We start from the raw sequence: 21,835 nt of genomic DNA on the forward strand, positions 1-21,835 counted from the left end.
ATCAGTCGCGGGTGGGCCAGTAGGTATCGGTCGCGGGGCGGCGGGTCATCGACGCGGTACCGCCCACCTCGGTCAGGCCGAGGTGGAACAGCATGCCGACGGTCAACAGGCTGACTCCGACGATCAGCGGAGTCAGCAACTGCGCGGCTCCGGCGCCCGACGGTGCCATATCGTGTTGCGTCCCCAGGTGCATGGCGTACATCCCGGTGTAGTGCATACCGGCTACGGCCACGCCCATCACCAGCGCGGCGCCGACAGTGGCCAGGGTGCCGCGGACATTGAGGGTGAACCAGAGCGCCGCGGTCGCGGCGATCACCGCGATCACCAGCGACAACGCCACTGTCGACCATTCGTAACCGATCTCGACATCGGTCTTCATGGCGTACATGCCGGCATAGTGCATAGCGCCCACGCCGATGCCGGTGACCACGCCACCGATCAGTAGTCCCTGGGCGCCCATCCGGCGCTGCTGGGCCAGGCACAGACCGAGCCAGACCACCACCATCGCGATGACCGCGCTGACGAGGGTCACGGGTACGTCGTATTTGATGGCCGCGCCGTTGATCCGGAAGCCGAGCATGGCGATGAAATGCATGACCCAGATCCCGGTGCCGCCGATGGCGACCGAGGCGGCGATGAGCCAGCCGTCGAAGGGTGATCCACTGCGTACGCGGCTCATGCACCGTAGTCCCAGCAACGATCCGGTGAACGACATGACGTATGCGACCACGGGGGTGAGCCAGCCATGGCTGAAGTGGTCGATCTCCACCGGAGTACCTCCTCGCTCGGATGGAATACCGTTCCTGCCACAGCGGAACGCGAGCATTCCAAATTTGTGAACGTGCAGGAGGTGAATTTAGAGGACCTATGTCATAAAAAACAAGGGCCGCAAAAATGACATCGGCGCACCTGTGACACGAAAATCGTGGCGCGCCGACTCGATCGCCTGATTATGACACGGGACACAGTACCCGAAGTTCTGCTATCGACCCCGGCAATCGATCGGCATGTCGCTCTCCGTGATCCGCCGGCTTCGCCGCGGCCGAGTTCCGGAGCGGGCCGGGTGGATTCGGCGACCACGCCGATCGCCGGATACGTGGCCGGTGGAACCGGGCGCCGGCGCCCGGTCGCGGTGCCGGATCCGAGTTTCCGGTTGCGCTGTGCGTGACCGGTCGTCGGCGTAGGCTTCGGACAACTCGAAGGAGACCCATGCCAGGCACATCCAGCCGCAGCACCACCCCCGTCGATCACGATATTCCCGAGGCCGATCTGGCCGAATTCGCTGAGATCCGCAGTGCCGAACGTGCGGAGGTGGCCCGCCGCAGCGCGGTCGCCGCCCGAATCGTCGCCGGCCATTCCACCGACGCCGCGGACTGCCGCAACCTGCTCGCCATGCTCGGTCTCGACGCGGAAGCGGGCAAGCTCGCCGGTATCCAGACCTGAGCGGGTAGTCCCCGGTCCCGGGTGGTGGCCGCGTACCGCCGACCACCCGGGACGTACGCTCGGGGTATGCCCGCCCCCGCCACGGCGTTGCGCCACGATCATCACCCCCCGGATTCCTGGGCCGACACCCTCGACGGTCTGGCCGAGCTGATCGGCGACCGGCCGACGGTGGTGCTCACCGGCGCCGGAATCTCGACCGACAGCGGGATTCCCGACTATCGCGGCCCCGATTCGCCGCCGCGCAATCCGATGACCTATCAGCAGTTCGTCGGTGATCCCGTATTCCGGCAACGCTACTGGGCGCGTAACCACGTCGGCTGGCGGCATATGGACGCCGCCCGCCCGAACGCCGGTCACCGTGCCCTGGCGGAACTGGAACGGTGCGGTCCGGTCACCGGTGTGATCACCCAGAACGTCGATCTGCTGCACACCAAGGCGGGCAGCCGCCGGGTGATAGATCTGCACGGCAGCTACGCCCAGGTCCGCTGTCTGGGGTGTGGGTCGCGGATCTCCCGGATGAACCTGGCCGAACAATTGGAGCGAGCCAACCCGGGTTTCGCCGCCGCCTCGGTGACCGGGCTCGAGGTGGCGCCCGACGCCGACGCCGTGGTCGAGGACACCAGCGGTTTCCGGATGGTCGACTGTCCGGGCTGCGGCGGAATGTGGAAGCCCGATATCGTCTACTTCGGGGAGAGCGTGCCGCCCGAAAGAGTCGCGGAAGCCTACGAACTGGTGGATTCGGCCGAGGTGATCCTGGTGGCCGGATCCAGTCTCACCGTGCTGTCGGGCCGCCGCTTCGTACACCGGATCGCCCGCAACGGTGGCACGGTGGTGATCGTGAACCGCGGTGCCACCCGCAGCGACGGCCTCGCCGCTCGCCGCCTGGACGCCGGATGCTCTCCGGTGCTCGCCGGGCTGGCGCAACACTACCGGGTTCGCGGCGCGCGCCCGGGCGCCACCGGTACCGGATCCGCGTAGGCTGCCCGGATATGCGCAGCACAGTCATCGCGGTGCACACCGGCCGCAGCGAAGTGGTCCGTGATATCACCCCGGAATGTCGGGCATTCGTGAACGAGGCGGGCGGCGACGGTCTCCTGCACATCTTCGTACCGCACGCCACCGCGGGAGTCGCGGTTCTGGAACTCGGGGCCCACAGCGACGAGGACCTGCTCGCCGCCCTGCGCGACCTGCTGCCGGCCGATGATCGGTGGCGGCACGCGCACGGATCGCGCGGGCACGGCCGCTCCCACGTGATGCCCGCGCTCATCGCTGCCTACGCGACCGTTCCGGTGCTCGACGGCGAACCGGCACTGGGGACCTGGCAGTCCATCGCACTGGTCGATCTCAATATCGACAATCCCGATCGCGAGGTGCGGTTGTCGTTCCTGACTTCCGCGGGCTGAGCGCAGTCGCCGGGTAACGTCGGCGGGTATGAGCAGCCTCGGAGTCGCCGTCATCGGATACGGGCTGGCCGGATCGGTGTTCCACGCACCGCTCGTCGCGGCCGAGCCCCGGATGCGGGTGGCCGCGGTGGTGACCGGATCGGCCGAACGGGCGGAGCAGGCGCAGCGTGAACACCCCGGGGTCCGGGTACTGCCCGATTCCGACAGCCTCTTCGCCGATATGTCCGGAATCGATCTGGTCGTGGTGGCGGCGCCCAATCGGGTACACGCCGAACTGGCCCGCCGGGCGCTGGCCGCCGGAGTCGCGGTGGTGGTCGACAAACCCTTCGCGGTGACAGCCGTGGAAGCCGAGGACCTGCTGCGTTGCGCCCGCGATGCAGGGCGGATGCTCACCGTCTTCCAGAATCGGCGATGGGACGGTGATTTCCGGACTGTTCGCAAGCTGATGACCGATGGTGTGCTGGGATCGGTGCAGCGCTTCGAATCGCGATTCGAGCGCTGGCGGCCGGTCCCCAAAGGTGGCTGGCGCGAGGTCGGCGGTCCGGCCGACGCCGCCGGGATCCTCTACGACCTGGGCAGCCATCTCGTCGACCAGGCTCGGACGCTGTTCGGCCCGGTCGAGAGCGTCTACTGTGAACTGGCCGGTCGTCGCCCCGGCGTCACGACCGACGACGATATGTTCCTCGCGCTCACCCACACCGGCGGTGTCCTCTCCCATCTGTGGGCGAGCGCAGTAGCCCCCCTGCTGGGCCCGCGGTTCCGCGTGCTCGGCGATCGGGCCGGCTACGAAGTGCACGGTCTGGATCCCCAGGAGGCGGCGTTGCGCGCCGGCCGCCGGCCGGGGGACGGCGAACCGTGGGGTGTCGTCGAGGCGGCAGCGCACGGTGTGCTCGGCGCCGGGTCCGAGGTGGCGCCGTACCCCACCCTGCCCGGTGACTATCCGGCCTTCTACGCGGCGGTCGCCGCCGCGGTCCTGGACGACGGGCCGGTTCCGGTCGACCCCGCGGACGCACTGGCCGGGCTCCGGATACTCGAGGCGGCTCGCGCGTCGGCCGCATACCGGACCGTGGTGAACTGCGATGGTGCCTCGGCGGCAGACCGGTAGATCGTTCCGGCGTACCTCCGTGGCCGGGCGTCCTCCGAGCGGACGGGCCCGAAGGCAGCTCCGGCGGCGGGCACTCGTCGCTGTGGTCGATCACCTGGTTCCGGTGCCTATCCCATAAGCCACCACGTCGGGCCGCAACGGCGTTGGTCCGGGCATGATTCCACCTGCGCGATCGATCGGGAATTGTCGGACGGAGGACCGGCACCGAGCGGTACCGAAGCTATCAGCGGACTCCGGCACATCCCGCCTACGGCCCGCTCGGGCCGATGTGGATCGTCCGATCGACCGGTGGGCCCGCTATTTCATCGCTGATCTCTCGATACACCTTTCGGGCGGTGTATCAAAGAGTGATGATGGTGCCATGGTCGCACCGAACCCTGCCGTACCCGATACCGCCGTCCGGAACCTGCTGCGTACCTGCCCGCTGTGCGAGGCGGCCTGTGGCCTGGAGCTGGCCGTCGACTCGCACGACCGGGTGACCGGCGCGCGTGGCGACAAGCTGGATCCGTTCAGCAAAGGTTTCCTGTGTCCGAAGGGCGCCAGTTTCGGGCAGCTCGACGGTGACCCGGACCGGATCACCGAACCCATGGTGCGGGATCGGGCCACCGGCTCGTGGCGGACGGTGGGATGGGCGGAGGCCTTCGACCTGATCGCCTCGCGGATCCCGGCGATCAAGGCCGAACACGGCGCGCAATCGGTGGCGTTGTACCTGGGCAACCCCAATGCGCACACCGTCGCCGGGACCCTGTACGCGCCGGCCCTGATCCGGGCACTCGGTTCGAAGAACGTTTTCTCGGCCAGTACCGCCGACCAGATGCCCAAACAGTTGGCGTGTGGGTTGATGTTCGGCGATCCGCTCGCGGTGCCGGTCCCCGATCTGGACCGCACCGATTACCTGCTGATGCTCGGCGCCAATCCGCTCGAATCGAATGGTTCGCTGTGCACGGCGCCGGATTTCCCGGGCAGATTGCAGGCGCTGAAGGCACGCGGCGGCCGCCTCGTCGTGGTCGATCCGCGGCGCACCCGCACGGCTGCCCGGGCCGATGAGCATCTCTTCGTCCGGCCGGGAACCGACGCATATCTGCTGTTCGGTATCGTGCATACACTGTTCGCCGAGGATCTCGCGGAGATCGGCGTGGCGGTGACCGGCCTGGACGAGCTGCGTTCGGCCGCTGCGGAATTCGACCCGGATACCGTATCGGCGCGCACCGGTGTGCCCGCCGACACCGTGCGCCGACTCGCACGTGAGCTCGCGGCGGCCCCGACCGCGGTGGTGTACGCCCGGATCGGGACCTGCACCGCCGAATTCGGCACCGTCACCCAGTGGCTGGTGGACGTGATCAACGTGCTCACCGGCAACCTCGACGCTCCCGGTGGCGCGATGTTCGCGGCAGCGGCCGTCCGGGGAATAGTACGTACCAGACCTTTCCGGCCCGGGCGCTGGCGCAGCCGGGTCCGCGAGCTGCCAGAAGCGATGGGCGAACTTCCGGTGGCCACGTTGATCGACGAGATCATCACTCCGGGCGAAGGCCGGGTGCGGGCATTGATCACCGCGGCCGGGAATCCGGTGCTGTCGGCGCCCAGCGGCGCGCGGCTGGACGCCGCGTTCGCCGGGCTGGATTTCATGGTGAGTCTGGACTGCTATCTCAACGAGACCACTCGCCACGCCGATGTGATCCTGCCGCCGCCGCGTCCGGTCCAGTCCCCGCACTACGATTTCGCGCTGCTGCAGTTCGCGGTCCGAAACTATGCGCGCTACTCGCCACCACTGGTTCCGCTCGGGGACCGGCCGTCGGAGGCCGCGGTATATGTGCGGCTGGCGGCGGCGGTCGGCGGGCAACCGCACAACCCGACCGACGAATTCGATCCGCTCGCGGTTTTCGACGAGTTCGTCATCGACACCACATTGCGGGCGGCCGGCCTCGCGGATCGGCGGCACGAATTGTCCGGCGCCACCAGCACCGAACAGCGCCTCGATCTGATGTTGCGGCTGGGCCCGTACGGGGCGTGGAACGGTGGAGACCTGAGTTTGCTCACCCTGCTGGACAATCCGCACGGTATCGATCTGGGCGCGTTGCGACCCCGGCTGTCCGAGGTGCTGCGTACCGCGTCGGGGCAGGTGGATCTGGCGCCGGCGGCGCTTCTGGCCGATCTCGACCGGCTGCGGGCCGGGCCGGTGGCGGCACCGGCGCAGATGGTCCTGATCGGTCGCCGCCATCTGCGCTCCAACAACAGCTGGATGCACAACGCACCCCGACTGGTGGGGGGGACGAATCGCTGCACATTGCAGATCCACCCCGACGATATCGCTCGCCTCGGACTGGGCGAGCGGGCGCTGGTCGAATCCGCCGCCGGTTCGCTCACGGTGCCGGTGGAGCCCACCGATTCGATCATGCCCGGGGTGGTGAGCCTGCCGCACGGCTGGGGACATACGACCGGGTCGCAGCGGGTGGCCCGGGCGAACGCAGGCGTCAATGCCAATGTGCTGACAGATGATTCGGTCCTGGATGTGCCGTCGGGCAATGCGGTGTTCAACGGCGTCCCGGTCTCGGTGACGCCCGCCTGACCCGCCTCGTGCCGGTCTCGTATCGGTAGTCCGCGCGTGGTGGATCCGCCGGATTCGATCCATCGATCGAATCCCGGCGATCCACGCCGGTTTGCGTGTGCAATTGATAGCCTGAAGCTGGATCCACTATCGCTGTGGGTTTCGGTTCGCCGATGCGGTCCGCTCCGACGACGTAGCGGGCCGCCCCGGCCGGGAGTCGCCGTGCCCCGGGTTCGCGTCGCCAGGAGGAAGTATGCCAACCGCATCGTCGGATACCCCGCGTGCCGGGGCCGGTCCGGCCGCCGGTGATCCGATCGAGCTGGTTCCGCTCGATTCGCTGACCGCCGAAATGGTCGGACACTGGACGTATCTCATGATGGAGGGTGCGGCGTTCGCGATGCAGGGGTTGCATCCGGTGATCCGTGAGGTCACCGACAAGTACTCGGTCGCCCGGACCGATCCCGGCGGGCGCGCGATCCGTTCGGTCGATTCGGTTCTGCGCTGGACCTACGGCGGTATCGAGGCGGTCCAGGACGGCCGCCGGCTGCGGTCACTGCACGCACCGTTGCAAATGAAAGGTAGCGAGGGTAAACAGATCAGTGCCCTGCATCCCGGCGCCTACCAGTGGGTGATCGCGACCGCCTACGTGACCACCGCGAAGGCCGGTCCGCTACTGCTGGGCCGGGAGTTCACCGACGCCGAACTCGACGAACTGCTCCGCGACAACATCCGGATCGCGCGCCTCCTGCAGGTGCCGATGAAGGGTTATCCGCAGACCCGGGCCGAATTCGACGAGTACTACGAATACATCGTCACCGAAGTGCTCTCGGCCGACGACGAGGTGCGCGAACAGTATCGGCAGCTGCGCACCGGTGATCTGGACCGGTTCCGCGCTCTGGGTTTTCCGGCGGGTCCGATCGCCGGATTCCTCGGCGCTCCGATGATCCGGTTCAACTATCTGTCCATCGTCGGACTGCTCGATCCGCGGCTGCGCACGATGATCGGCGCGCCCTGGGCCTCCACCGACCAGCGAGCGCTGGAACGCGCCTACTCGGTGATCCGCCTCGCCTACCGGATACTCCCGGACCGGCTGACCTACTTCCCGATCGCCTATCACGCCCGCAAACACCATCAGCAGATCCAGAAGATGAAACGGCGGGAGCTGAAATCGGCCGCGTACAAGGTCCGGCCGCGGCAGGAGACCCCGCGTGAGCCGATCACGATCATGCCCGGTGGCTGACCATCGCCCCACCGGGCGAGGTCAGCTTCCCCCGGGGTGCGGATACATCAGCGGTGCGAGATAGCGGCGGGCGAATGCGCGCGCCGCGTCGGTATCGCCGAGCGGCAGCACCCCGCGCGGGTTGGCGATGAAGGAGACGGTGAGCCGGACGAACAGCTCGGCCACCACTTCCGGGTCGAAACCGCCGAGTTCGCCGCGGTCCTGCCAGTAGGTGAGGAACTGGGTGACCAGCCCGCGTCCCTGCTCGATCACATCGTCGTCGCCGAGGAAGTCGGTGAGCTGACCGGCCGCGCCGGATGTCCGCAGGCTCCGGGTCAGCAGTTTGGGGGCGGTGGCCTCGCCCACGAAGGCGGCGAACATATCCGCCAGTGCGCCGACGGGTCCGGCGGAGCGGTGCATCGCATCGGCCACGATCATTGCCAAGCGCTGTGATTCGGCCATGAGGGCATATCGGACGATCGCCGATTTGGTGCCGAACCGGCGATAGACGGTGGCGACACCGACACCGGCGACCTCGGCGATCTGCACCATGGTCGTTTCCTCGAACCCGTGGGCGGCGAAACACTCGCGTGCGGCATCGACGATGGTGCGCGATCTGGCGTCCAGCTGCTGCAGTTCGCTCCACTGCGCAGCTGTCGTTTCCATTCGGATCACCCTACCGGCTCGCCACGGGACCGGGTGGAGCGTGGTCCGCCCGGTATCTCGCCGAACCGTGATCTTCGCGGGTACCGAATGATAGAATCACGGTGTTCTGACTATCATTGCTGAGTTTCTCCCACTGAGGTGACGAGATGGCGACCCACGCAACGAAGCGCACCGCCGAAGAGCCGCCCGAACCCCGGGTCCGGCCGACGGTTCTCCGCGAGTTCCGCAAACATTCCGGAAGCATCCTGGCCGGTGTCTTCGCCGGTGCTGCCTTCGATCAGGTAGCGCTGGTCCCGGTCGCCGCCGCGGTGGACCGGACCGGGCGCTTCGAGCAGAACTTCGCCGATCGCGGGGTGCGCAGCGGTGCTTCCACGATGATCGCGCTGTGGGGCGATTCCGATGATCGGCGGGCCGAGGCCGAATGGCTGAAACTCCGGCATCGCGACGTACGTGGGTCCGGTAGTGCCGCATTCGGTGAGGTCAGATACAGCGCGCTGAATCCGTTCGCCTGGAAATGGATCGCGGTGAGCGGCATCTTCGTCGTCCTGGATACGTTCACCCACTGCACCGGTACCGATTTGCGCCCGGACGAAGAGGAGGCGGCCTACCAGCAGTTGCGCGCGGCGTTCGCCGATCTCGAACTGCCCGGCGCCGCGGGAAAACTACCCGTCGATCTGGCCGAGGCACGTGCCTATTACGACCGGATGGCGACCCAGGAGCTGGCCGAGAACCCCTTCCTCGTGGAGAAATTCGCCGGCCTGACCGCACTGCCGCTTCCCACACTCGGGCTCCCGCCGCTGTTGCGCCGCGCGCTGACGCCGATGTGGCTGGTGGTGCGGCCGGCCGCCGGGCACGTGATCCAGGTGTGTTCCTCGAAGGTGATGCACCCGGCTGTGCAGCGGCTCACCGGATTCGAGCTCGAGCCGCGACACGATGCGGAATTCGCCCTCTACGTGCGGTTGCTCCAGTTGGCCTGGCGGGTCCTGCCGGACCGGCTGCTGATGCAACCGCTGGCCTACAACCGCTTGCGGTACGAGAAGCTCGTGGCTGCCTGCCATAGCTACGGCCTGGAATCGTTCGCGGTACCCGCCGAGCGGCGCCGGGCCTCGGCGCCCGAGGGGTAACCGTGACGACGATAGATGATTCCGGCGCGTCCGGCCCCCCGCAGCTGCGTCCGTGGGGTCCGGATTCGCTGAGCCGGCGCCAGGGTATCGACTGGAAAACCGCTCTCACCGCCCGGGCCGTCCTGCTACTGCAGGTCGCTCACCCGTCGTAGGCGCGGGGGTGGCCGACCATTCGGAATCCATGTCCGACCGCTGGGCCCGGATCGCCGCCACCGCGGCCTCGGCCCGCCGCTTCTCCGCATCGCCGAACGGGTTGTCCCGGCCTGCCTCGCGGCATTCCGGAGCTACCTCGACAACACGGTCGCCGAGATACTCGAACGCAACAGCACCACCGAGTTGCTGCTGGCGCTGGACCGCCACCCGATGCCTCCGCATCCGCGCTTCCCGATGTCCCGGTGGATATGGAACATTCCCGCGGTGCCGGTCGCGGCCCTGCTGCGCCTCACCACTGCCGGGTACTTGCCGGCCGTCCTACGCGGTCGGCTCGGAATCGGGTGGGACGCCGGTCGTGCGCGCCGGTTCGTGGTGCTGGTAACGGCGGCGAATGCCGAGGACCGGGGGCTGCCACCGGCTGCCGGGTATCCGCTGCGCGGCCGAACGAACCCGGCCACCGGTGCGTCGGCGGCGGGCTGCCCGCACGCCGGTGACCGGTGACCGGTGAAGGGCTGCGCCGGAGCTCAGCGCTGTCCGGCCCGTAGAAAACGCCCGGCCCGGGTAGCGCCCAGGCCCGGATCGGCGGTGCCGGCACCGAAGACGTAGCGCCCGCCGATGTACACCGCCGTCACGGCGGCGTCGTTGCGGTTCACCATGCGTTCGAGGCCGCCGTAAGCCGCCACCGGGCTCTCCGCGTAGGCGTCGAGCGAATCGTCGAGTCCGGCCGGGTCGATGACGACCAGGTCGGCGCGATCACCCTCGCGGAGGTGTCCCGCGTCGATGTCGTACCAATCGGCGAGTTCACCGGTGAGCCGGTGCACCGCGCGTTCGAGTGGGATCACCGGTTTTCCGGCCTGTTCGGCCCGGTACATTCGACGCAGGAAGCGTAGCCCGAAGTTGTAGAAGGCCATGTTCCGCAGATGCGCGCCCGCGTCGGAGAAGCCGAGCTGGATACCGGGGTGGGCGGCGAAGCGGTCCAGGATCTCGGGCCGATGATTGGAAATGGTCGTGCGCCAGCGCAGTTTCGTGCCGTGTTCGAGAACCAGGTCGAGGAAGGCGTCCACCGGATGTAGGCCGCCCCGGTCCACGCCGACCTGCCCGAAGGTCTTACCCACCACGGAATCGTCCGGGCAGCCGACGATTTCGGCATCGAAGAAATCGCGATGCCAGACGCGCCTCCCGAACTTCGCGTCATAGTCCTTGCGGAAGCGGCGGCGATAGTCCTCGTCGGCGAGCAGCGTGTCGCGCTCCACCCGGTCGGCCAGGTGCAGTGCCGCGGCACCGGAACCGAACTCCTCGAAGATCACCAGGTCGATCCCGTCGGCATAGACCTCGAACGGTACCGGCAGATGTTGCCAGCGGAAATCGCCACCGAGTGCGTTCACCAGCCGGGCCAGCGCGCCGATCAGGACGACGGCGAACCGGTCGGCCTTGATATCGGCCGCGGACAGCAGGCTGGTCTTGAGTTTGCGGCGTCCGACCCCCGGACTGCTGAAGATCATCGCACCGAGACTGCGTGGTGAGGTGATATCCGGTCCGCCCTGCAGGATCCGCCCGCGGCGGCGCAGGATCGCGTTGAGGCGGCGCCGCTCTTTCGCCCGCGCATATGTTGAGGGCAGGGTACGGGACCGGCAGGTCTCGCCGTCGACTTTGTCGAAGAGCAACTGCTGAGCCGACATACCGACGAAACCGGCATCCAGCGCCTCGTCCAGCGCCGCCTCCATGGCCGCCAGCTCCGCCCGATCCGGCCGGACCTCGCGGCGGGTGGCGCGGTCCAGCCCGAGCCGGGCGGTGCGGATATCCGAATGGCCGAGCATGGCCGCGATATTCGGCCCCAGCGGCAGTTGTTCGAGGGCGGTGACGTATTCGCTCGCCGAAGTCCACGTCTTGGCGTCGTCGAGGGTCTCGATCACGTGGTGGCGCGGGATCGCCTCGACGCGGCCGAAGATATCGCCCGCGCCGGTCGGGTCGATATGCACCGTCGACAGCGAGCACGAGCCCAGCAGGACGGTGGTTATCCCGTGCCGCACCGACTCCGGCAGCGCCGGGGACTTCAGCACTTCGATGTCGTAGTGCGTGTGGATATCGATCATCCCGGGCAGCACCCATTTACCCGCCGCGTCCACCACATCGGGGCAGCCCGTTTCGTCCAGCGGTGTTTCGGAGACGGTCACGACCCGGTCGCCGCGCAGTCCGAGATGGCGAATCGCGGAGGCCGCGCCGGTGCCGTCGAACCAGCGGCCACCCTTGACGATCGTGTCGTAACTCACATCCTCATTGCAACTGGTCGGATGACCCGGAGTCAAGAGGGCCGACGGCGCCGGGCGGGGATCTCCGCCCGGCGCCGGGTGTCAGTCGGCCCGGACCTCGGTGCGGTCCTCGCTCCACAGGGTATGGAATTTGCCCTCGGCATCCACCCGCTCGTAGGTGTGCGCGCCGAAGAAATCACGCTGTGCCTGGGTGAGCGCGGCCGGGAGGCGCTCGGCCCGCAGTGCGTCGTAGTAGGACAGCGAGGATGCGAAGGCCGGTACCGGGATGCCCAGCAGTGTGGCGGTCGCGACCACCCGCCGCCAGCTGTCGATCGCGGTTTCGATCGCCTCCCGGAAGTAGGGGGCCAGGATCAGGCTCGGCAGCGCCGGATCCTTTTCGTAGGCTTCTTTGATCCGGTTCAGGAAGCGGGCTCGGATGATGCAGCCGCCGCGCCAGATCGTGGCCAGATCGCCGGGATGCAGATCCCAATCGTATTCGGCGCTACCGGCGGCGATCTGATCGAAACCCTGGGCGTATGCGACGACCTTGGACGCGTAGAGGGCCTGTCGGATGTCCTCGGTGAACTGCGCGATATCGGTGGGTTTGGCGGCGAGGTCGCCGGCGGCGAGACCCACGGCCGCAGCGCGCTGCCCACGCGAACCCGACAATGCCCGGGCGAATACGGCCTCGGCGATACCGGTGACCGGAACACCCAGGTCGAGTGCGGATTTCACGGTCCAGCGACCGGTGCCCTTCTGCTCGGCCGCGTCCACGATCACATCGACGAGCGGCTTACCGGTCACCGCGTCGACCTGGTTCAGCACCTCGGCGGTGATCTCCACCAGGTAGCTCTCCAGATCACCGGAATTCCACTGGGTGAAGATATCGGCGATCTGCTTCGGATCGAGATCCAGTGCCGCCCGGAAGAGGTGGTAGGCCTCGCCGATCAACTGCATATCGGCGTACTCGATACCGTTGTGCACCATCTTCACGAAGTGGCCGGATCCGTCCGGCCCGATATGGGTGCAGCACGGGGTGCCGTCCACCTGGGCGGCGATGGATTCCAGCAGCGGTCCCAGCGATTCGTAGGATTCCGCCGGGCCGCCCGGCATGATCGAGGGGCCGTTGAGCGCGCCCTCCTCGCCGCCGGAGATACCGGCACCGACGAAATTCAGGCCGCGGGCGCGCAGCGCGGCCTCACGGCGGATGGTGTCGGTGTAGAGGGCGTTACCGCCGTCGATGATGATATCGCCGGTCTCCATCGCGTCCGCGAGTTCGGAGATCACCGCGTCGGTGGCGTCGCCGGCCTTCACCATGATGAGTACCCGGCGCGGTTTCTCCAGCGCGGCGACGAACTCGGCGACGGTTTCGGTGCGGACGAAATCACCGTCGTCGCCGTGCGCAGCGAGCAGCGCGTCGGTTTTGGCGACGCTGCGATTGTGCAGTGCGACGGTGTAGCCGTGCTTGGCGAAGTTGCGGGCGATATTGCTGCCCATCACCGCCAGGCCGGTGACCCCGATCTGTGCACGCGCTGTGGAGGACGCCATGAACCGCTCTTTCGTTCGACTGTTCCTGCATTTCGGCGGGTTCCACCGGGGTCGCGACGGTCGTGGAGACCGCCCGCGAGTCCGGTGACTGCCCTGTCTTCTTTCTACCGGGTGGCCCGACAGGGGTCTGCGCAGACCCGCCGACAACCGCGTCCACGTGTCCGTACCGACACGTGCGGCGGCGGGACCGCCGCGGCCGGGATCTGCGGGGGCGCGTCCCCGGATACCTGTTCCCGACGGATCCGATCGCCTGCCGTCCCAGCTGCGCATTTCCGTCGCCGGCAGCGAGTCATGCTGGCGCACAACGGGAATTGGGTACGGGCCGGGGCGGCGAATAGGCGCTCGAATGGGTACACCGGAGGGGTGCGGTACAAATACTTGCTCACGATGTCGACCGTGGTGCTGGCTGTCGCGGCATCTCTGTTCAACGTTCAACCCGCCGCGGCCGGCCCGGGGCCGCGGGTCGACGCGGAGAAACCGATCGACGGCCGGGCGATGGTCCTGGACGTGTATTCACCCGCCATGGACACCGTGGTGGCCAACCGGGTCATTCCGGCGGCGGGCGGGGGCCCGGCGCCCACGGTGTATCTGCTGACCGGTATCGGCGGCGGTGCCGACGGAATCTCCTGGTGGGACGATACCGATGTCCGGCAGTTCTTCGGCGACAAGAATGTGAACGTGGTGATGCCGATCGGGGGTGCCTACTCGATGTACACCGATTGGCTGGCCGACGATCCGGTGGTGGGACGAGCGCGCTGGCAGACCTACCTCACCCAGGAATTGCCGGCGGTAGTGGACGCCCGTTTCGCCACCACGGGCCGTAACGCGGTCGCCGGTGTCTCCATGAGCGGTGGATCGGCCGTCGATCTCGCGATCCAGGCACCGGATCGGTATCAGGCGGTCGCGTCCTACAGCGGATGCCCGTGGTCCGCCGACGCCGCAGGGGTCGCGATGGTCGGCGCGCAGGTGATCCGCGGGGGCGCCGACCCCGGCAAGATGTGGGGCCCGCCCGGCGCCGCGGCCTGGCAGGCGCACGACGCGTTCCGGAATGCGTCCAGGCTGGCCGGTAAGACCGTGTATCTCTCCGCGGCCTCCGGAATGCCCGGCGCTATCGATCGCGGCTGGGGTTTCCCGCCCGTCGAGGCCGTCGCCAGCGCCTGCACCACGGCCTTCGCCGGGCGCCTCGGACAACTCGGGATCGGTGTGGTGCATATCGACCGGCCGGCCGGCGCGCATACCTGGGGTCAGTTCGAATACGACCTGCACGATTCGTGGCCGCACCTCGCCCGGGCCATCGGCGCCTGAACGCGGTGCCCGATGTTCGGCGTCCCACCCGATGTTCCGCCTCGGCGGCCGGGTGGGCCGTGGCCCCGGGGCCAGTCGTGTCGTGGTGCACGATGGCGAGGGCCGCCGTTGCGGCACGAGCACGGATTCATGAGATTCACCGAAGTGCCCGGTGGCACCAGGGTGCGGTGGCATTCGGAGTTCGCGGTCGCCTCTCCGGTACTCTCCGGTGCGCTCACTGTGCTGATGAAACCGTTCCTACAGGCGGGTTTTCAGCGCTTGCTGAGTACCGCCGCCCGGATACTGTCGGCGCAGGAATTCCCCGGCGGCGCGACGACGCGGGATCGGCGATGATGCAGGTATGAAGGAAGCACGGTGCACCTACTGTGCCGGCACCGCTCTCGAACCCGGTTTCCTCGAGGATCGCGGCGAAGGATCGGCCGGATTCCTGCTCTGGGTCGAAGGAGCCCTGGAACGCGGAATGTTCGGCGGTGCCAAAAGATTCGGCCGTCCACGCCGCGTGATCGACGCATTCCGCTGTACCCGGTGCGGGCACCTCGAACTCTTCACCCGCCCGGAACGGGAATGATCGAACCGAGTGCCCGCGGGTCGCCCCGGCTCAGCGGGCCAGGGACCGGGCGATGACCATTCGCTGGATCTGATTCGTGCCCTCGAAGATCTGGGTGATCTTCGCTTCGCGCATGAACCGCTCGACCCGGAAATCGCGGGTGTAGCCGTAACCGCCGAGCACCTGGACGGCGTCGGTGGTGACCTTCATGGCGGCATCGGTAGCAGTGAGCTTGGCGATACTCGCCTCGGTGGAATACGGACGCCCGGCATCGCGGCGGCGGGCGGCGTCGAGGTAGGTCGCCCGGGCCGAGCCCACGGCAGCGGCCATATCGGCCAGCAGGAACCCCAGGCCCTGGTGTTCGATGATCGTCTTGCCGAACGCCGTGCGCTCGCGGGCGTAGGCGATCGCTTCGTCCAGCGCCGCCTGGGCCAGGCCCACGGCGACGGCGGCGATACCGAGCCGGCCGGAGTCCAATGCGCTGAGTGCGATCTGCAGTCCCTGACCGTCCGCGCCGATCCGGCGTTCCGCCGGAACGAACGCGTTGTCGTAGTGAGCCGCGGTGGTGGGCACGGCGTGCAGACCCATTTTCTCCTCGGGCCGGCCGAAGGTGAGGCCTTCGGTATCCCCGGCCACCAGGAAGCAACTGATCCCGCGTGATCCCGTACCGGTGCGGGCGAACAGGTTGTAGAAATCGGCGCGACCGCCGTGCGTGATCCACGCTTTACTGCCGGTGACCCGGTATCCGCCGTCCACCGCGGTCGCCCGGCACGACAGTGCCGCGGCGTCGGAGCCGGCTTGGGCCTCGGAGAGGCTGTAGGCGCCGACGGTGTGGCCGCCGAGCATCTCGGGCAGCCAGCGCTGCTGCTGTTCGGCGGTGCCGAAAGCCAACAGCGGATGACATGCCAGACTGTGCACACTCACCGCGACCGCGACCGCCGCCCACCTGGCTGCGAGTTCCTCGAGTACCTGCAGGTACACCTCGTAGGGCTGGCCGCCGCCGCCCCATTCCTCCGGGTACGGCAGACTCAGCAGACCGGCCTCGCCGAGGGTGGCGAACAGCCCCTCGGGGTAGGTCTCGTCGCGTTCGTGCCGGTCCACGATCGGCGCCATCGCCTTGTCCGCGATATCCCGGGTGAGCTGGATCAGCTCGTATGCCTCGGCGGTGGGCAGCACTCTTTCGACAGCCACGATGCTCCTCGGAACGGTGGACGGTATTCGATTCGACAGTACTGTCCGGCCGTGTGGCGGCACCGGGCACGCTCCGTATGGTGCGTGCGGGCGACTCCGGCGTGGCCCGGGGACCGGGGACCGGGGACCGGGGACCGGGGACCGGCGTGTGTGCTCGCCCGGGCAGACCCGCATCGACCGCCGCGGCCACGACAGGGTCGAGGACGTGGAAAGTATGACCCGGCACAGGGATTCACCGGACACGTAGCGCGTTCGTATCCGATGGACCAGGATGAACCCGAATCGCAAAACACCGGGCCGCTGCGGCCGGAACGTGACGAGGACGGAAATTGCGGCGAGACGAGGCGGCCCGCCGGGGCGTCCGCTGATGGCGGCGATCTGGGACCGGTTCCGGTTGTTCAATATCGGTGACCTGCTGGTGCACCGTGGCCGCAGCCTGCTGTCGCTGACGGTGATGGCGGTATCGGCGGCGCTGCTGGTGGCGGTGTTCAGTATCTCCGGTTCGGTGACCGGTTCGGTGGACGAACTCGTCGCCGGGCTGGGCGGGAACGCTGTGCTCGAGGTCAGCGGTATCACCGACGCCGGATTCGGCCAGGAGCTGCTGAGCCCGATCTCGGCGACTCCCGGCGTCCGCACCGCGGTGCCGATGTTGCGCGCGCAGACCGGGGCGGACGCGGACCGGGCACTGCTGATCGGCGCCGACGCGCGGATCGCCGAGCTGGGCAGTTCGCTCACCGGATCGCTCGGCGACGGAGCCGCGAAACTGTTCACCGTGCCCAACGGCGTCCTGGCGGGCGCCGCCATGGGCTACCGGGAAGGCGAAACCTTTCCGCTCGGTCGCGGCACCGCCACGGTGGCCGGGATCCTGGACGGCGACGGGGCCGGACAACTCAACGGCGGCTATCTGGTGGCCACCACCCTGGCGACCGCGCAGAATCTCACCGGCCGGGCCGGGCAACTGGACTCGGTGCAGATCATCGCCGAACCGGGGACCGATATCGACCGCTTGCGGGCCACGCTGACCGATACCGTGGCGGGCCGGGCGGTGGTCGCCGATCCCGGCCTCCGCGCCGCGCAGGCCGGGGGCGCGGTGCTGATCATCCGGTACTCCACCCTGATGGCCGCAGCGGCCGCGCTCATCGTCTCGGCATTCCTCATCTACAACGCCATGGCCATGGCGATCGCCCAGCGTCGCCCTACCCTGTCGCTGCTACGGGCGATCGGTGGCCGGCGTGCCCCGATGGTGCGCGATCTGCTCGCCGAAGCAGTCCTGGTGGGGGTGGTGGGCGGCGCCGTCGGCTCGGCCTTCGGCATCCTGATGGGCCGGGTGGCGATCGGGCAGTTACCCGCCGCGATCGTGCAATCGGTGGAGGCCCGGACCGAATACCAGGTCCCCGGGTACGCCGTCCCGGTGGCGATCGGATTGTGTGTACTGGCGAGCGTGCTCGCCTCGGCGTTCGCCGCGCGCGCGGTGTACCGGGTGCGACCGATCGAGGCCCTCGTCCCCGTCGGCGCGGCCGGAGCCGATGCCGTGCGGCCGGGCCGGCGCCGGGCGGCGGTGGTACTGGGTGCCGTGCTGGTGGCCGCCGCGATCTATCTGGCCGAGACCGATCTCGGGTTGTGGTCGCTGGCGTCGATCTCGCTGTCGTTCGGGGCCGCGATCGTGCTGTGTTTCGCCGCGACCGGTCCGATCGTGCGTGGTGCCGGGGCGATCGCCCGCTGGTTCGGTGGTCCCGGTGCGCTCGGTGCGACCACCCTCGAGCGGGCACCGCGCCGCGTGTGGGCCACCGCCATGACCGTGCTGATCGGCGTCGCGGCGGTCGTGTCGACGGGCAGCGCCACCCGCAATGTGGTCGATTCCGCGGGAGCGAGTTTCGAGAACCTGGCCGCCACCGACTTCTGGGTCACCCCGGGGTCCATGGCCCAGTTCCCGACCGGCCCGCTGCTCCCGGACGGCCTGGCGGAACAGCTCGCGGCGGTGCCCGGGGTGGCGGCGGTGAACCCGGCGCAGCTGGCGTTCGCCAGTGTGAGCGCCGGACGTATACTGCTGCAAGGGTTTCCGGCCGCTGCCGACAGCACCCGGCTCAGTGCCGAGGTCACAGCGGAGGTGGGCCGGCAGCTGGTCACCGGCCAGGGCGTGGTGCTCTCCCGTGATGTCGCACGGTCACTGGGCGTATCGGTGGGCGATACGGTCACCCTGCCGACGCCCACGGGCCGCCACGAGGTCCGCGTCCTGCAGGTGATCCCGTATTTCTCCGCGATCGCCGGCGTCATCATGATGGACCTCGAACGGATGCGCACCTGGTACGAACGTCCGGGGGAGACGACTCTCGCGGTGGATATCACCCCAGGGGCGGACCCGGAGTCCGTCCGCGCGGCCCTGCGCCGGGTGGTGCCCCCGGACCTCTACATCGATTCGGGTGCCGAGGCGGTGGCCGCCACCTCGGGAAGTCTGCGTCAAGGGACCGCGCTGGCCACGAACATCCTGTGGATCGTGGTGCTGGTCGCCACCATCGCCCTGCTCAATACGCTCATGCTGTCGGTGCTGGACCGGCGCCGCGAGATCGGCGTACTGCGCGCAATGGGCACCAGCCGCCGTTTCCTGCTCCGGTCGGTGCTGGCCGAGGCCGCCGGGATCGGCGTGATCGGCGCCGTGCTGGGCCTGCTGGTCGGCGCGGCCGTGCAATATCTGTCCGCGATCGCCATCGGCCACGCGATGACCATCGACGTGATCTATGAGCCGAGCCCGCTGCTGATCGTCTACGGCACGGTGGCCTTGCTGCTGGCGCTGCTGGGATCGATTCCACCGGCCCTGCGGGCCGCGCGGATGCCGATCGTCGAAGCGCTCGCCGTGGACTGACCTGCCCGGCTCAGCGCTGCGGAACGGTGTCCCGGAGGATACGGCCGAGGGTGGCCAGATAGCGGTCCACCGATTCGTGCGCGATCGAGTTGTCCGGATGGATCACGCTGATCGTGGTTCCGGTGGGCAGCCGGTTGATCCAGATGAGAGCTTCCTCGCTGGCGGCCCGGTTACCGTAGAGCCCGCCGCGGGCGATATCGAAGTACTCGCTGCCCGCGAAATCGCGGGCGTCCTGATGTCCGCCCGCCAGTCGGTGAAATAGCTACCCGCGCCACCGAGCGGATTGACCACGGTGACCTGGTCGTTGCGGAAGAACTCGGTGATATCGGTGCGATCGAACCAGTTCCCGCCGTCCGCGCCGCCGGTGATCCCGTTGAGCAGATAGAGCACCGGAGCCGGTCCGGCCGGATCGGCCGCGGGCATCACCCGTACCGGGATCACCCGGTTCATCGCGGCCGAGTACACCGCGAGTTCGAAATCGCGGTCACCGCGCTGCGTGATATCGAGAATTCCGGAGGCCGGAGCCGCGGGTTCGGGCGGATCGGTCCACGGTGGCGCGGCCGTACCCGGGCTCGGCACCACGGGTACCAGCGCGAGGACGGCGGCGGTGACGAGCAGTGCCCGGCTCGTTCGGCGTGGCCGGCGAGGGTATGGCATCGCCGGAAGCTGATCCTCGTGGTCTGCGGGGCGCCGCCGAACCGGCGGATCCTGTGAAGCGCGCCAGCGCGGTGTCGTTTTTCCTACGTCGGATCCCAACCCCGGCGCCGCTCCGAGCAGCTATGGACAGATGACTGGACAGGTGTAACTATCGGGATGGCCGTGCGGGCGCGGCCGCACCGACCGACGAGAGGACCTGCGCATGAACGACCGGAAACAGGTGGGCGGATACGGCGGTGGCCGGCGATGAGCACCCTGCATCCGTGTGAACGCGTCGGTCTCGAATTCATCGACAACGCTCCGCTGAAGTTCAGTAACAGTGTCGATCTCGCGATCACCCCCGCGCAGCTCTTCGAGGTATTGGCCGATGCCGAATCCTGGCCGCATTGGGCGAGCGTGATCACGAAGGTCACCTGGACCAGTCCCGAGCCTCGCGGGGTCGGTACCACCCGCGTCGTGGATATGCGCGGCGGTATCGTCGGCGACGAAGAGTTCCTCGCCTGGGAGCCGAACACCCGGATGGCGTTCCGGTTCAACAGCAGCTCCACCAGTGCGTTGGCGGCGTTCGCCGAGGACTACCGGGTGGTGGAGACATCCGAGGGCTGCCGTCTGACCTGGACCCTTGCGCAGAAACTCGCCGGGCCGGCCCGGTTCACCTCGTTTGCGGCGGCTCCGCTGATGAACCTGGCCTTCCGCCGCTTCCTGGCGAACCTGCGCCGCTACACCGACCGCCGCTTCGCGACCACGGGGGCCTGAACACTCGTGCCGCGGCCGTGCCGCGGCCCGTAACGGGCCGCGGCACGAGGTTGTTCGTCCTCCGGGGGGGGGTCAGCCCATCAGGAACGAGCCCGCGAGCCAGGCGGCCAGTACCAGCACCAGCCCGACCAACGCGCCGGGGTAGAGCGCGCGGCCACTGCGCGCGGCATTGACGGTGGTGGCGGCTCCCACCAGGAATCCGAAGCAGCCGCCGAGGACGATGATCCAATTTCCCGTACTCGGATCGGTGGTGCAATCCGCGCGGCTTTCGCACACCCCGGTGGCCAGCAGGAACCACGGCGAGATCGCGACCGAAACGATCGCCAGCGCCGCGAGCAGGAACCACAACAACCCGGTGATCACCAGGTCGGATTCGCGGGGCGCGGGGACCGGTGCCCCGCGGCCGTAGGCGTCGTCGGGAATGGGGGAGACCGGGTAGTGGGTGGAGGTCTGGTCAGGGAACATATGCCTCGCGATCGCTCGAGCCGAGTGGGGGCCGCCGGATGATACTCAGAACTTTCCCCTGTGCCGCAACTGATCCGGCACCGCGCGCGACACTACACTGCGCACAGTCCCGTGGCATTCGCTGCGGGGAGTAGTGACAATCGCGTGATACGAGCGAAGGAGACGGCGATGCGTGTGCTGTACACGGCCGAGGCACTGGCCACCGGAGATGGCCGGAACGGCCATACCCGTACCACCGACGGCCGGATCGACCTCGAGCTGGCGGTCCCGAAGGAAATGGGCGGCAGTGGTGGCGGCGCCAACCCCGAACAGCTTTTCGCCGCCGGTTACGCGGCCTGCTTCCATTCCGCGCTACGACTCGTCGGCTCCCGGGCGGGGGCGAACGTGAACGATTCGGCGGTGGGTGCCAAAGTGGGTATCGGCAGCACCGAGGGCGGTGGTTTCGGGCTGACCGTGGTCCTGGAGGTCACTCTCCCGCATCTGCCGGCCGACGAGGCACAGGATCTGGCGGACAAAGCACATCAGGTGTGCCCGTACAGCAACGCCACCCGCGGCAATATCGACGTCGAGGTCCGGGTCGCCCGGGACTGACCGGGGAC

At 68.4% G+C, this 21,835-nt stretch carries 22 protein-coding genes; 15 read left to right on the top strand and 7 right to left on the bottom strand.

All coding sequences use genetic code 11. The features are described 5' to 3' along the window. Position 1: 1 nt before the first annotated feature. Positions 2–769 (bottom strand): MHYT domain-containing protein, encoded by a 768-nt coding sequence (locus ACWCPQ_RS00305; protein ID WP_449893074.1) that lies wholly within the window; start codon positions 767–769, stop codon positions 2–4. Positions 770–1,209: 440 nt separating this feature from the next. On the opposite strand from ACWCPQ_RS00305, the gene ACWCPQ_RS00310 reads away from it, so the two are divergent. The 6 genes from ACWCPQ_RS00310 (at position 1,210) to ACWCPQ_RS00335 (ending at position 7,736) form a co-directional block, all read left to right on the top strand. Continuing rightward, entirely contained in the window at positions 1,210–1,443 is a 234-nt protein-coding gene (locus ACWCPQ_RS00310) for a hypothetical protein (RefSeq protein ID WP_449893076.1), read from the top strand. A 66-nt stretch (positions 1,444–1,509) separates the two neighbouring features. Further along, on the top strand, positions 1,510–2,421 hold the full coding sequence (locus ACWCPQ_RS00315) for a Sir2 family NAD-dependent protein deacetylase (protein WP_449893078.1): 912 nt from the start codon (positions 1,510–1,512) through the stop codon (positions 2,419–2,421). An 11-nt stretch (positions 2,422–2,432) separates the two neighbouring features. Beyond that, the gene (locus ACWCPQ_RS00320; RefSeq protein ID WP_449893080.1) at positions 2,433–2,846 is read left to right on the top strand and encodes a secondary thiamine-phosphate synthase enzyme YjbQ; all 414 of its coding nucleotides are present in this window, start codon (positions 2,433–2,435) and stop codon (positions 2,844–2,846) included. A gap of 28 nt (positions 2,847–2,874) precedes the next feature. Then, on the top strand, positions 2,875–3,951 hold the full coding sequence (locus ACWCPQ_RS00325; protein WP_449893082.1) for a Gfo/Idh/MocA family protein: 1,077 nt from the start codon (positions 2,875–2,877) through the stop codon (positions 3,949–3,951). A gap of 361 nt (positions 3,952–4,312) precedes the next feature. Continuing rightward, entirely contained in the window at positions 4,313–6,517 is a 2,205-nt protein-coding gene (locus ACWCPQ_RS00330) for a molybdopterin oxidoreductase family protein (protein WP_449893084.1), read from the top strand. Positions 6,518–6,749: 232 nt separating this feature from the next. Then, positions 6,750–7,736: an oxygenase MpaB family protein gene (locus ACWCPQ_RS00335; protein WP_449893086.1), complete on the top strand. Its 987-nt coding sequence runs from the start codon at positions 6,750–6,752 to the stop codon at positions 7,734–7,736. A gap of 21 nt (positions 7,737–7,757) precedes the next feature. On the opposite strand, the gene ACWCPQ_RS00340 is transcribed toward ACWCPQ_RS00335, so the two are convergent. Beyond that, positions 7,758–8,381, bottom strand: coding sequence for a TetR/AcrR family transcriptional regulator (locus tag ACWCPQ_RS00340; RefSeq protein WP_449893088.1), 624 nt, complete (start codon positions 8,379–8,381; stop codon positions 7,758–7,760). 146 nt (positions 8,382–8,527) lie between these two features. Between ACWCPQ_RS00340 and ACWCPQ_RS00345 the strand changes: the two genes are divergently transcribed. The 3 genes from ACWCPQ_RS00345 (at position 8,528) to ACWCPQ_RS00355 (ending at position 10,159) form a co-directional block, all read left to right on the top strand. Then, positions 8,528–9,505, top strand: a complete 978-nt coding sequence (locus ACWCPQ_RS00345; protein WP_449893089.1) for an oxygenase MpaB family protein — start codon at positions 8,528–8,530, stop codon at positions 9,503–9,505. 2 nt (positions 9,506–9,507) lie between these two features. After that, positions 9,508–9,657 carry a hypothetical protein gene (locus ACWCPQ_RS00350; protein WP_449893091.1) on the top strand — a complete coding sequence of 50 codons (150 nt, stop codon included), beginning with the start codon at positions 9,508–9,510 and terminating at the stop codon, positions 9,655–9,657. A gap of 88 nt (positions 9,658–9,745) precedes the next feature. Continuing rightward, positions 9,746–10,159 (top strand): oxygenase MpaB family protein, encoded by a 414-nt coding sequence (locus ACWCPQ_RS00355; RefSeq protein WP_449894344.1) that lies wholly within the window; start codon positions 9,746–9,748, stop codon positions 10,157–10,159. 23 nt (positions 10,160–10,182) lie between these two features. Here ACWCPQ_RS00355 and ACWCPQ_RS00360 read toward each other — a convergent pair whose 3' ends face one another. Both ACWCPQ_RS00360 and gndA read right to left on the bottom strand, forming a co-directional pair. Next, positions 10,183–11,928, bottom strand: coding sequence for an N-acyl-D-amino-acid deacylase family protein (locus ACWCPQ_RS00360; RefSeq protein WP_449893094.1), 1,746 nt, complete (start codon positions 11,926–11,928; stop codon positions 10,183–10,185). A gap of 81 nt (positions 11,929–12,009) precedes the next feature. Next, positions 12,010–13,455, bottom strand: a complete 1,446-nt coding sequence (gene gndA / locus ACWCPQ_RS00365) for an NADP-dependent phosphogluconate dehydrogenase (protein WP_449893096.1) — start codon at positions 13,453–13,455, stop codon at positions 12,010–12,012. Between the two features lie 387 nt (positions 13,456–13,842). Between gndA and ACWCPQ_RS00370 the strand changes: the two genes are divergently transcribed. The 3 genes from ACWCPQ_RS00370 to ACWCPQ_RS00380 are packed head-to-tail and all read left to right on the top strand — an operon-like array spanning position 13,843 to position 15,328. Then, positions 13,843–14,760 (top strand): alpha/beta hydrolase, encoded by a 918-nt coding sequence (locus tag ACWCPQ_RS00370; protein WP_449894347.1) that lies wholly within the window; start codon positions 13,843–13,845, stop codon positions 14,758–14,760. Between the two features lie 12 nt (positions 14,761–14,772). Then, positions 14,773–15,093 carry an SRPBCC family protein gene (locus ACWCPQ_RS00375; protein WP_449893098.1) on the top strand — a complete coding sequence of 107 codons (321 nt, stop codon included), beginning with the start codon at positions 14,773–14,775 and terminating at the stop codon, positions 15,091–15,093. A gap of 7 nt (positions 15,094–15,100) precedes the next feature. Then, complete coding sequence (locus ACWCPQ_RS00380) at positions 15,101–15,328, top strand: hypothetical protein (RefSeq protein WP_449893100.1); 228 nt, start codon at positions 15,101–15,103, stop codon at positions 15,326–15,328. Positions 15,329–15,358: 30 nt separating this feature from the next. On the opposite strand, the gene ACWCPQ_RS00385 is transcribed toward ACWCPQ_RS00380, so the two are convergent. After that, positions 15,359–16,498 (bottom strand): acyl-CoA dehydrogenase family protein, encoded by a 1,140-nt coding sequence (locus ACWCPQ_RS00385; protein WP_449893102.1) that lies wholly within the window; start codon positions 16,496–16,498, stop codon positions 15,359–15,361. 367 nt (positions 16,499–16,865) lie between these two features. Between ACWCPQ_RS00385 and ACWCPQ_RS00390 the strand changes: the two genes are divergently transcribed. Next, entirely contained in the window at positions 16,866–19,358 is a 2,493-nt protein-coding gene (locus ACWCPQ_RS00390) for an ABC transporter permease (protein WP_449893104.1), read from the top strand. Positions 19,359–19,460: 102 nt separating this feature from the next. Here the strand turns inward: ACWCPQ_RS00390 and ACWCPQ_RS00395 are convergent, their stop codons facing one another. Next, entirely contained in the window at positions 19,461–20,015 is a 555-nt protein-coding gene (locus ACWCPQ_RS00395) for an alpha/beta hydrolase-fold protein (protein ID WP_449893106.1), read from the bottom strand. 255 nt (positions 20,016–20,270) lie between these two features. On the opposite strand from ACWCPQ_RS00395, the gene ACWCPQ_RS00400 reads away from it, so the two are divergent. Further along, positions 20,271–20,771: an SRPBCC family protein gene (locus ACWCPQ_RS00400; protein WP_449894350.1), complete on the top strand. Its 501-nt coding sequence runs from the start codon at positions 20,271–20,273 to the stop codon at positions 20,769–20,771. 72 nt (positions 20,772–20,843) lie between these two features. On the opposite strand, the gene ACWCPQ_RS00405 is transcribed toward ACWCPQ_RS00400, so the two are convergent. After that, entirely contained in the window at positions 20,844–21,236 is a 393-nt protein-coding gene (locus ACWCPQ_RS00405) for a hypothetical protein (RefSeq protein WP_449893108.1), read from the bottom strand. A 168-nt stretch (positions 21,237–21,404) separates the two neighbouring features. Here ACWCPQ_RS00405 and ACWCPQ_RS00410 point away from each other — a divergent pair, with 168 nt between their 5' ends. Then, on the top strand, positions 21,405–21,827 hold the full coding sequence (locus ACWCPQ_RS00410; RefSeq protein WP_449893110.1) for an organic hydroperoxide resistance protein: 423 nt from the start codon (positions 21,405–21,407) through the stop codon (positions 21,825–21,827). The last annotated feature ends 8 nt before the right edge of the window (positions 21,828–21,835 follow it).

The organism is Nocardia sp. NPDC001965, from assembly GCF_053594175.1.